Origin of the sequence: Oxobacter pfennigii, from assembly GCF_001317355.1 — a bacterium.
GTDB classification, from domain to species: domain Bacteria; phylum Bacillota; class Clostridia; order Clostridiales; family Oxobacteraceae; genus Oxobacter; species Oxobacter pfennigii.
Genome location: NZ_LKET01000008.1, coordinates 1 through 10,727, shown reverse-complemented (window position 1 = coordinate 10,727; position 10,727 = coordinate 1). Strand labels below are relative to the sequence as shown.

The window sequence follows — 10,727 nt, the reverse complement described above, 5'->3', positions numbered from 1 at the left end:
AAAGATTGGTGTTTCCCTTTAGGTTTCCGGAATAAAAACTCATATGGAACATCTCCTTAAAAAAATGATTTATGCTATAGGCATAAATGACAATATATTTTTATGAGTGCATACGGTTTTATATAACTTAAAATTAAAAAAATTATATTTATTGAGATTTTTATTTATATAAAATCCGAGTAACCCTATCAATATTTTTTCCGCGTCATATTATATATTGTAATCTAAAATTAACGGAGGTAATACATGTACCCTTGCCCTGGTTCGGGTTCTTATATTCAGTGTCCTGTTTTCTACCGGCAGTCGATGTCAATATATAGCCCTTATTTGCAGATGAGGTCAGACCGGTATGCAGGACATTTCTTTCCCGGGATTAAGCAGAGAATATATGAGCCGGGTGTCACGCCGGATATTATGAATGAACAAAAGTTAAAAGAGATTGAGGATGAAACTGAAGTATTAACTACCCTTAAAAACCTGGGATTATCAGATGAAGAAGCAAAATTGCTTATCTTAAGAATAATAGAAATTGTGAATAAGTAGGAAGTTATAATTAAAAAATACAATGCACAAACAATTAATACTTATTTGTGCATTGTATTTTTATAAATCCGTGATTTTTTTTATGTTTTTAATAATTATGGATATGGTACCATCGGGATTGTTTATGAATTCGATTTTTGCTCTGTCTGTGTATTGGTCTACAGGAAGATTTATTTCTATACCTGTGTCCGTCTTAATTTTGTGGCGTTTAAAAATCTTCTCTCCATATTCCGGGTCTACTGCAATATTTGCGGATGTCAACCCGGCTTTTTCCGCATGCTCCATATATGCCTTCTTTAAATCAGGGGCTCTTTTAAAGGCAGATTCAGCAATTCTTTCTACGTTTATCTCTTCATTTTCATCTATATATTCGTTAATTGCCCGCCTTATATCAGCAGACTTTTCTATATCATCGGGGCAGAATTTTTTATTGAAATTGTCCGTAACCTTCTTAAATAATTTGGCTTTTTGTTTTTCTGAAATTTCTCCCCGGCATCCAAGGTAGATATCAGAAAAATAAAATTCCTTTTCTCCGTTTATCTCATACTTTTTCTCTATTATTTTCACACTGAAATCCTCGAGATTAATAAGGGCACATTCGTCTACCTTTTGATTTTCTCCTGCTAAGGATGTCTTTTGCTTTACAATTGAATTTACCTTGGTTTGGGTATCTCCTTTAACATAATGAATATAAGAAGGCCTGTAATTAAATTTTAAAATACCCAAGTAATCTGTTCCGTCCATGTCAAGAAGACAGCATACTAAGTCGGCAGGCGGTATATCCACATTGCTTTCCATTATGTTAAATAATGTTGATGCTGCATCCTGGGTTATAGGGACAAAATCCGCCCTGTTTGCTGCAAGGCTTTGTGACAAAATCTTAAATTTGCATTCATCACTTTTAAAATAAGCGGTTTTAAGACTGTCATCGTTCAGCACTTTTGATATGTGCTTAACTAAAAATTTATCTATATCATCGTCCATAGGATGCTCCAAATCCGACAGCACCGGCACACCGGTGGAACTGTCCAATATGTGAACTATGATTTTCTTTATATATACATTTACTTCTGTTGTCAATTCAATCCCTCTCATCATGTAAAATATGTTACAGAAATCATTATATCATAAAATTTCCATAGCAAATTTTATGATATAATGATTTTTAGAAGGGCTCATCCGGCATAATGTATTAAGGAGGTGGTAACTATGGAAATTTCCAAAGTATCATCGGATAAACAAGTGAAGCAAAGATCGGTAGTGACCAATAAAAAATTAGACAAGAACTTTTCGGAGGAATTCAGCTCTGCAAATAAAAGAGAAAGTGAAAACCGCTTGGGAAGGCTCTTTGAAGAGATAAAAAAGAAGGGCAAAAGGATTATCGAAACCCACAGCGTAACTGCCGTTCAGGAATATAAAGCACATATAAAGGAATATCTTACTTTGGTACTTAAGGATGCTTACCGCATAAAAAAGCTTCGAAGCATGTATAACGGAAATCCCGCAACTGTTGTTGATGTCATAAACAAGGAGCTTGACGAGCTGGCAAATACCATCCTCGTACATGAAAAAGGCACTATTGAAGTGGTAAACAAAATAACCAGCATCGAAGGCCTTTTAATAGATATTTATCAGTAAATATATAAGCCTGCCCTATTTTTCAGGGCAGGCATTTTAATTCTTATCTTAGATAATTGACTAGTTTACCTATGGATTCAATTTCAATTTCCACCTTGTCTCCTTTGTTCATGGCGGCAATACCCGATGGCGTTCCCGTCATTATAACATCTCCCGGTTTTAGAGTCATAACTCTTGATATATAGCTTACAAGCTCGAAGCATCCGAATATAAGGTGCTTTGTATTGGAATTTTGCTTTACCTCACCGTTTAAGTAAGTTTTGATGTTGAGGTTATAAGGGTTCACATCTGTCGCAATCCATGGTCCTAAAGGCATGAATGTATCAAAGGATTTTGCCAGAGTCCACTGTCCGTCGGAGGGCTGCAGGTCTCTTGCAGTAACATCATTTCCGCAGGTATAGCCTAAAATTACATCCTTTGCTTGTTCTGCACTTACATTTTTAGCTTCCTTTTTAATTACTATAACCAGCTCGCATTCATAATCCACCCTCTTTGACATTTCAGGGTATTCTATATAATCCTTTGGACCTATCAATGTTGTTGAAGGTTTCATAAATAGAGTGGGTGAAGAAGGCAGCGGAATGTTTACCTCTTCTGCATGGTCCTTGTAATTTAATCCTACGCATATGGCCTTGTTTGGCGTACATGGTGCCAACAGCCTAACCTCATCAAGTGATATTATTTCCCTGGTAAGGCTGAAACTGCCGAAAATATCTCCTTCTATAAGAGTAATTTTATCATTTTCAATACTTCCGTATGACACTTTGCCATCCTTCTCAAAACGAACAAGCTTCATATTATACACCCCATTGTTTCATTATTTGCTTTCATAAACTATATTGCCGTTTATCAGTACATAGCATGCCTTTGTCTTAATTTCTAATGGATTACCGTCAAATATGGCAATGTCTGCATCCTTGCCTTTTTCTAAACTGCCTATCCTGTCATCCACTCCGAGTATTTGTGCAGCATTTATGGTTATAGCCTTTAATGCTTCTTCTTCTTTCATCCCATCCTTTACCGCATAGGCAGCGCACATAGGAAGGTGCTTTAGCGGTATTACCGGATGATCTGTCATAATAGCAATTTTCATTCCCGCATTTGAAAGTACTCCCGGAGTTTTAAAGGAAAGCTCCTTTAATTCTATCTTGCTTCTTTCTCCAAAGCTTGGGCCTACAATTAAAGAAACATTTTCATTTTTCAGTTCATCCACTATCAGATGGCCTTCGGTGACATGATCCAGGGTTATTTTAAGGTTGAATTCCTTTGCAATCCTCAAAGCGGTGAACATATCATCCGCCCTATGGGCATGGGCCTTTAGCGGTATTTCCCTGTTAAGCACGGGTAGCAGCGCTTCAAGCTTTATATCTACAGCCGGCATTTTTTCCGCATCACCTTTGGCATTTTCCTTCTTTGTTTTATATTCAACGGCTTTTAAAAGAGTTTCTCTTAAAAGGGCGGCCGTACCCATTCTGGTTTCCGGCATCTGGTTTTTGGAGTGATAAACTCTTTTTGGGTTTTCACCAAAGGCTATTTTCATGGCTGCAGGAGCCTTTATTACCATGTCATCCACTCTTTTGCCATAGGTTTTAACTACTGCGAACTGTCCTCCTATTACATTTGCACTCCCCGGACCTGTCATAGCAGCAGTAACTCCTGCTTCATAAGCTTCCTGAAAGCATCTGTCCATCGGATTTATTCCGTCAATTGCCCTCATATGTGGCGTTATAGGGTTTGTCATTTCATTGCCGTCAGCGCCCTCGAAGCCCATGGCGTCCTCCCACAGGCCGATGTGACAATGGGCATCTATAATTCCCGGCATTACAAACATGCCTTTAGCGTCAATTACTTTAGCGCCTTTTGGTGCCGAAATATTTTCTCCGACCTCCACTATTTTTGTACCCTCTATCAGCACACAGCCCTTTTCGTATTTCTTTCCCGACATTGTATTTATAATTCCATTTTTTATAAGTATCATAAAAGCCCCCCTTTTTGTTATTCTTACTGTATCACTCACTGATTTCAAAGAATTTTTCTTTACTATATCATTTTATCACTATTCAGAAGCCTGTACAAACTGTTGAATATCATTGATATTTCATAAAATATATAAAAGTGGTATATTGAATAATATCAATTATATGATACATAGGAGGTTAACCATGAGTAAACCTAAGGTGTTTTTATCGGCGCCTGTCCCTCACGATGTTGAAGAATATGTAGGATAATACTGTGATTAACTTAAGGATAGCATATAAATGATAAAGCCGCTGCAAAACTACTTTGAATTTTGCAGCAGCTCTATTAATTTATATCTCTTTCATGGTCAGGGATATCCTCTTTCTGTCCACGTCAACATCGATTATTTTTACTTTTACTATGTCTCCTACCTTTACAACATCCAAAGGATGCTTTACGAATTTATCAGCTAATTGGGATATATGAACCAGTCCGTCCTGATGGACTCCTATGTCCACAAAGGCTCCGAAGTCGGCAACGTTTCTTACGGTGCCGTTCATAATCATTCCCGGTTTTAAGTCGGTGATTTCAATAACTCCTGACATAAGGATGGGCTTTGGCAGGTCCTCCCTTGGATCCCTTCCAGGCTTTTTAAGCTCGCTTATTATATCTTTAAGGGTAGGAACGCCCATATCAAGCTCCTGAGCCAGATTGTTCAAACCGATTAAAGAAACCGCAGAATCAATTGACGCCATTTTTTTATTTTTTACATCATCCAAGGTATAGCCTAAACGCTTCAAAAGCTTTTCGGTAACTTCGTAGGATTCGGGATGCACCGCTGTATTGTCCATTACATTTTTGCTTTCAGGTACCCTCAAAAATCCGGCGCACTGGGTGTAAACCTTGTCTCCCAGTCTTTTTACCTTTAAGATCTCTTTCCTGCTTTTGAACTTTCCGTTTTCTTCTCTGTACTCAACTATATTTTTAGCCACGGCTGAGTTTATTCCCGATACATACTGCAAAAGAGAAGGGGATGCGGTGTTCAAATCAACGCCCACGCTGTTTACCGCATCTTCCACCACTCCGCCTAAGGATTCATCCAATTTTTTAGGTGTGACATCGTGCTGATACTGACCTACTCCTATGGATTTAGGATCTATTTTAACCAGCTCTGCCAATGGATCCTGAAGCCTTCTTGCAATTGAGATGGCTCCTCTTAACGAAACATTTATATCCGGGTATTCCTTTGCCGCCAGTTCCGATGCAGAGTACACCGAAGCCCCCGCCTCGCTTACAATTACATAATATATTTTCTTATCTATTTCTGGTAAAAGCCCTGCTATTACTTCCTCTGACTCTCTGGAGGCAGTGCCGTTTCCCAAGGATATTATATCTACATCATGTTTTAAGATTAATTCCTTCAGTTTTTTCCTTGAGCCCTCAATATCATTTTGCGGTGCAGTAACATATAAAGTTGTGGTGTCTAATAGCTTTCCCGTATCATCCACCACTGCTATTTTGCATCCCGTCCTGAAGCCTGGATCAAATCCCAGAACCACCTTGCCTTTTACGGGAGACTGCATCAAAAGGCTGTGAAGGTTTGAAGCAAACACCTTTATGGCCTGCTCTTCTCCTTTATCTGTCAAATCCGACCTTATCTCTCTTTCAATTGAAGGTGCTATTAATCTCTTATATCCATCATCAACTGCCATTTTCACATAATTTGTGGTTATGGATTCCTTCTTATTCAATACGGCAGCATACATCCTCAACATTATCTGCTCAACAGGCGCTTCTATTTTAACGGTCAGGAATTCCTCCTTTTCTCCCCTGTTAATTGCAAGGATTCTGTGAGGAGCAATTTTTTTAACGGGCTCATTGAAATCATAGTACATTTCATAAGGGGATTTTTCATCCGGCTTTAATGTCTTTGATATTATCATTCCTTCGTTATATGTAATATCCCTTATGAGTTTTCTGTACTCCGCATTGTCAGAAATAATTTCTGCAATTATGTCCTTGGCCCCCTGTAATGCTTCTTCTGAATTGCCAACACCTTTTTCTTCATTTACAAAGGGATTTGCAATATCACCTATACTCCCCTCATATATATCCTGGGCAAGCAATATATCCGCCAATGGCTCCAAACCCTTTTCCTTTGCAATAATGGCCTTTGTCCTTTTCTTTGGTTTATAGGGCCTGTATAAGTCCTCCACCTCGTTTAACACATCGGCTACTTCAATTTTTGCTTTTAACTCTTCAGTAAGCTTTCCCTGTTCATCTATTAAACGGATTACTTCCTCTTTCCTGTTCTCAAGATTTCTTAAATATTTAAGCCTCTCATCCAGCTTTCTTAATATAGTATCGTCCAGCTCTCCTGTCCTTTCTTTCCTGTATCTTGCAATAAAGGGTATGGTGTTCCCTTCATCTATAAGAGCGACGGTATTCTCAACCTGCCAGTCTTTAATTCCAAGCTCCAGCGCCAGCTGTTTTGTCAAATTCGCCATTTATTTACCTCCTGCCTAAAAATCAATCTATTATAGTATAACCTTAGCACCTTTCATATACAATATCCGCATAATTAAGATGTGCAAAAGCAAAACTAATATTGAATTTGCATTAGTTCATCGTAAAGTTCATATAATTTTTTAGATATCTCAATTTTAGCGAGGGATTATGAATATATTAAAAAAAATTAAAATTAAATACGCCATTGCCGTTATATCAGCGGCTGCAGTTTTTTTGATTTTTTACTGGTCTGAATCCTATGGATATGATAAAGTTATAAATTTACTAACTGGTAATGAAGACATCGTTGCAGTGCTTGATAATTACTTTACGCAAAGATGTGCGGCCTTAGTCAAGGGCGACCCCTCATTGGTAGAGGGTCAGTTTGATAAGACCTCCACCTATGGCCGATGGTCCTATGAGCATGAGGTAACACGAATCAAGCTGGTTAAGCAGTGGGCAGAAGCCCGAGGCATAGAATTTAAAGACTGCCAGTATAAATTTAAAATATTCAGTATAAAAAAAGGGGAGGATTCCGTCAGGATATATATGAGTGTCAGGACAAAGCTATCCTACATATATAAAGATCTCCCTGAGACAATAAATGAATTCTCCTTAGGTACACGGCATACCTTAAAACTGGTTAACAGGGATGATAACTGGTATGTAACCGTTGACTGGTACAGCGACCCTCTTGAGGATACTCAGGTGGCAGGAACGGATGCACCTCTTCCCGATGTGGCAATTGAAACTTCCACAGCCTATGCAAAGGTAAAGTATAACAGGGAAAAAGCCGTTGAATATGCGGATAAATACAGCGGCGCCAACTGGGACTTAGACGACGGATACAAATATAACACCAAATATAGAAATTATGCAGACTTAGGCGGCGACTGCGCCAATTTTGCATCACAAGCTCTTTCGGATAAGAACGCCGGAGGCCTTAGGATGGGCGGAAACTGGAAGTATTATAAAGGAAGCGGCAGCAGGGCATGGGTAAATGCAGGTTCCTTTACTCAAAGCCTTCTTTATTCCGGCAGAGCGCGATTGGTGGCAAAGGGTAAATACGACAAGGTGGTTAACTCAATAAAAAATATATCCCCGGGGGATATAATCTCTTATGAGAAAAAAGGGGATATAGTTCATGTATCTATAGTAACGGCAATTGACTCAAAGGGAATTCCCTTGGTAAACTCCCATACCAATGACAGATACCACGTCCCCTGGGATTTAGGCTGGGGAGATAAAGGCGTCAATTTCTGGCTGCTTAGAATAAACGACTAGACCATTCTTACCCTGGCGCCCAGTTTTTGAAGGTCTTCCATTAAATCATAGGCAACATTTCTTGGCAAGGGCTCGGTGTAAGCAGGCTTCTCCTTATTCATAAGGGCCCAGTAGAGCTGAGAATTGGGGATTGCTTCATCGATGCCAAGATATGGCTTAATAAGCTTCATGACTTCAAAAACCTTTATTCCTAAATCTTCGATATGAAGCCTGCACTTTTCATTGGTGTCAGGCCTTTTTATATCATCATCTTTTTCTTTTACTTCCATAGAAATAATACAATGCCCGTTAGTGCAAAAAACTCCGGCATGCTTGAATTCCATGAAATTAAGGTTATCGAGACCTAAATCTATGTCGGGAATGCCTACAGTTCCTATTTTATGCTTGCACACAGGGCATACGGCATTTTTTCCGCTTAAATCTCTGTCTACTATTTCAACCAATTCATCCAACGTTTTTACGTAGCGGACCATAATATTCTCCTTAACCATCTATAGTTATTTCATGGAATCATTATAACTTAATCTTTGTACAGAACCAATAATTATTTCTCAATTTTAAAATACGGTTATTTATAAGAAACAGTTTTATTTCTTCCCAATTTTTTTGCATCATACAGGGCTCTGTCAGCTTTTATAATCAAATCCGACAAGCTCTGATTGGATTCAAGATCCAGGCTGCATATTCCAAAGCTTGCGGTGACGTTTATTTTGTTTTCGTCAACCTCCAAATCCTCCTTGCTTATTGCCACTCTGAGCCTTTCAACGGTGCGCAGGGCATCCTTAAAATTAGTCTCTGGCAATAAAAGTGCAAATTCCTCGCCACCGTACCTGGCAATTATATCGCTGGTACGCACGCTTTTTTTACAAATATCCGCTATGTTTTTCAATGCCAAATCACCTACATGATGACCATAGGTATCATTTATCTGCTTGAAATGGTCTATATCAAAAATAGCTATGGTAAGCGGGCGATTATATCTTTTTGCCCTCTCAATCTCAATTTCGCATTTTTGATAAAATTGTCTTCTGTTATACAGCTTAGTTAATTCGTCGGTGGAAGCAAGCATATCTAATTTTTGCATCATATCAACCTGCTCGGTGACATCTCTTATAGTAATTATCTTGCCCAGGTTGTTTAAGCTTCTGTTTTTAATAAAGGATAATGAAACATTATAGTGTTTTATTCCTTTTTCATTTACTATACTGGCTTGAATATTGTCTGTCTCCGCTTTTCTTTCCAAAATATCGATTATTTCAGGATATCTTTTAAAAAGGTAGCTGTATTTTTCCCCAATACTGGAATTATAATTTAGCTCAATTATAATGTTTTTAGCCGAATTATTATAATTTATGACATTGTTTTCATCATCAAGTACAATTACTCCATCCTTCATTGATTTGAATACCTTTTCATAAGCAATGGGAGTAAGCCTTAGAAGGTTGAATTTTAATATAATCATACAATAGAATAGACCAGAAATCATAAAACCCAAGGGGCTTAAGTCAATATGATGAGCAAAACCCCCAAAAACATATATCATATTTAAAATCAAAGGAGCTAATGCTGCAAAAAGCATAAATAATACCTGCTTTTTTATTAAGGGCGCAGATCTTTTGAACATAATAATATATAAAGCCACACCTACAGCTATGGCTAAATAAGAATATATGATACATATCCAGCCCCATACACCTCTTTCAACCATGACAACTGGGAAAGGTAAATGCTCACTTATAAATATATCTGTATAGAACAGATGATGCCAACCATTTACATAATAGAAAATAAGAGAGATTACAGGAATGGTAAATAAAAGTACATATATGCCCTTGTTCATGTATTTTGTATAACCCAAATACTGCATAGTCATAATGAGCCAGAATATGGGCAGGAATATTGAGCCAAGATGCTCAATTTTAAGCCAGAATTGAATTTGTTCAATGTCTGTACTCACAATCTCAAAGGCATAGCCAAGGGAATATAAGGACGCAGCAAGCATGACGGCAGTGGAATTTAATGCCATCGTCCCTTTGCGTCTTCTCCACGAATAAATCCATATTCCCATCATTATAATTGTACTTATAATTAATATAGAGCTAAAAAGATAGTTTAATTTCATCGTCATTCCTCTCTCACTATTGGGGCAAAACTATCCGCTAAAAATATTTTACCACAAGCGTACTCTTTAATTATATAAAACATAAAATTTTATCCCGGCTATAAATTTCTTTAGATTTGAATTTATGAAGATTACTTCCCAAGAAATTTAAAAAGGAAGCTGTCAGGCTTCCTTATGTATTATCTTTATGGATTTGTGCGCTCTGTATGTCTCATATTGCTCCAGTATATTTTTATAAATTATACTGGTCTCTTCAATAAAGACGCACTTATCGGGATCGTCACGTATTACCACAACCCCTCCCGGTTTACGAAATACACAATATCTAACATCGTCTTCCGTAAACTTAACACATGGACATACCTTACATTCCAAAGTAAATTTCATCTTCCTAATCTCCCCTTCATTGATGATAATATTTACTTATTATTCTTAAGGTGTAAATATTCCAGTAATTTGCTGTTCAGGGATATTTATTAGAAATGAAATTTATTCACTTGTATGTTTTATCTTAATTTTGCGAATTTGTTTTTACTGCTCTTTTAAAGGCCCTATTTTATTTTTACGGTAAGCATTGGTAAAGTTTCTGCAGAATCTGTCTCTTCCTAGTAAAGCTTCAGTTGCTAAAAGGGATGCCATCATATCTCTGTTGCAAGGATCCATTATGGCCGAA

10 protein-coding genes and 1 pseudogene are annotated in these 10,727 nt (G+C 37.6%); 3 read left to right on the top strand and 8 right to left on the bottom strand.

The genetic code is table 11. The features are described 5' to 3' along the window. Positions 1-306 precede the first annotated feature (306 nt). Positions 307-543 (top strand): hypothetical protein, encoded by a 237-nt coding sequence (locus OXPF_RS00480; protein WP_160317116.1) that lies wholly within the window; start codon positions 307-309, stop codon positions 541-543. Between the two features lie 60 nt (positions 544-603). On the opposite strand, the gene OXPF_RS00475 is transcribed toward OXPF_RS00480, so the two are convergent. Further along, positions 604-1,623: a nucleoid-associated protein gene (locus OXPF_RS00475; RefSeq protein WP_054873257.1), complete on the bottom strand. Its 1,020-nt coding sequence runs from the start codon at positions 1,621-1,623 to the stop codon at positions 604-606. A gap of 129 nt (positions 1,624-1,752) precedes the next feature. Between OXPF_RS00475 and OXPF_RS00470 the strand changes: the two genes are divergently transcribed. Beyond that, on the top strand, positions 1,753-2,181 hold the full coding sequence (locus OXPF_RS00470) for a YaaR family protein (protein WP_054873256.1): 429 nt from the start codon (positions 1,753-1,755) through the stop codon (positions 2,179-2,181). 43 nt (positions 2,182-2,224) lie between these two features. On the opposite strand, the gene OXPF_RS00465 is transcribed toward OXPF_RS00470, so the two are convergent. The 3 genes from OXPF_RS00465 to OXPF_RS00455 all read right to left on the bottom strand — a co-directional run bounded on the left by OXPF_RS00465 (position 2,225) and on the right by OXPF_RS00455 (position 6,647). Beyond that, positions 2,225-2,977, bottom strand: coding sequence for a fumarylacetoacetate hydrolase family protein (locus tag OXPF_RS00465; protein WP_054873255.1), 753 nt, complete (start codon positions 2,975-2,977; stop codon positions 2,225-2,227). A 21-nt stretch (positions 2,978-2,998) separates the two neighbouring features. After that, the gene (locus OXPF_RS00460; protein ID WP_054873254.1) at positions 2,999-4,159 is read right to left on the bottom strand and encodes an amidohydrolase; all 1,161 of its coding nucleotides are present in this window, start codon (positions 4,157-4,159) and stop codon (positions 2,999-3,001) included. Between the two features lie 331 nt (positions 4,160-4,490). Further along, positions 4,491-6,647, bottom strand: coding sequence for a Tex family protein (locus OXPF_RS00455; RefSeq protein ID WP_054873253.1), 2,157 nt, complete (start codon positions 6,645-6,647; stop codon positions 4,491-4,493). 169 nt (positions 6,648-6,816) lie between these two features. On the opposite strand from OXPF_RS00455, the gene OXPF_RS00450 reads away from it, so the two are divergent. After that, positions 6,817-7,932 (top strand): amidase domain-containing protein, encoded by a 1,116-nt coding sequence (locus OXPF_RS00450; protein WP_054873252.1) that lies wholly within the window; start codon positions 6,817-6,819, stop codon positions 7,930-7,932. Here the strand turns inward: OXPF_RS00450 and OXPF_RS00445 are convergent. From OXPF_RS00445 to OXPF_RS22935, 4 genes and pseudogenes are all read right to left on the bottom strand, one after another. Beyond that, positions 7,929-8,405 (bottom strand): hypothetical protein, encoded by a 477-nt coding sequence (locus OXPF_RS00445; protein WP_054873251.1) that lies wholly within the window; start codon positions 8,403-8,405, stop codon positions 7,929-7,931. The genes OXPF_RS00450 and OXPF_RS00445 overlap by 4 nt on opposite strands. Before the next feature lie 95 nt (positions 8,406-8,500). Beyond that, the gene (locus OXPF_RS00440; protein WP_054873250.1) at positions 8,501-10,054 is read right to left on the bottom strand and encodes a histidine kinase N-terminal 7TM domain-containing diguanylate cyclase; all 1,554 of its coding nucleotides are present in this window, start codon (positions 10,052-10,054) and stop codon (positions 8,501-8,503) included. Positions 10,055-10,216: 162 nt separating this feature from the next. Then, positions 10,217-10,441, bottom strand: a complete 225-nt coding sequence (locus OXPF_RS00435; protein WP_054873249.1) for a hypothetical protein — start codon at positions 10,439-10,441, stop codon at positions 10,217-10,219. Between the two features lie 144 nt (positions 10,442-10,585). Then, positions 10,586-10,727: pseudogene (locus OXPF_RS22935) on the bottom strand (methyltetrahydrofolate cobalamin methyltransferase); the annotation flags it as partial.

Bases quoted from the DNA above. Each gene is read 5' to 3' on its own strand.
- OXPF_RS00480 (WP_160317116.1), top strand. From the start codon at position 307: ATGTCAATATATAGCCCTTATTTGCAGATGAGGTCAGACCGGTATGCA.
- OXPF_RS00470 (WP_054873256.1), top strand. From the start codon at position 1,753: ATGGAAATTTCCAAAGTATCATCGGATAAACAAGTGAAGCAAAGATCG.
- OXPF_RS00465 (WP_054873255.1), bottom strand. From the start codon at position 2,977: ATGAAGCTTGTTCGTTTTGAGAAGGATGGCAAAGTGTCATACGGAAGT.
- OXPF_RS00460 (WP_054873254.1), bottom strand. From the start codon at position 4,159: ATGATACTTATAAAAAATGGAATTATAAATACAATGTCGGGAAAGAAA.
- OXPF_RS00455 (WP_054873253.1), bottom strand. From the start codon at position 6,647: ATGGCGAATTTGACAAAACAGCTGGCGCTGGAGCTTGGAATTAAAGAC.
- OXPF_RS00450 (WP_054873252.1), top strand. From the start codon at position 6,817: ATGAATATATTAAAAAAAATTAAAATTAAATACGCCATTGCCGTTATA.
- OXPF_RS00445 (WP_054873251.1), bottom strand. From the start codon at position 8,405: ATGGTCCGCTACGTAAAAACGTTGGATGAATTGGTTGAAATAGTAGAC.
- OXPF_RS00440 (WP_054873250.1), bottom strand. From the start codon at position 10,054: ATGAAATTAAACTATCTTTTTAGCTCTATATTAATTATAAGTACAATT.
- OXPF_RS00435 (WP_054873249.1), bottom strand. From the start codon at position 10,441: ATGAAATTTACTTTGGAATGTAAGGTATGTCCATGTGTTAAGTTTACG.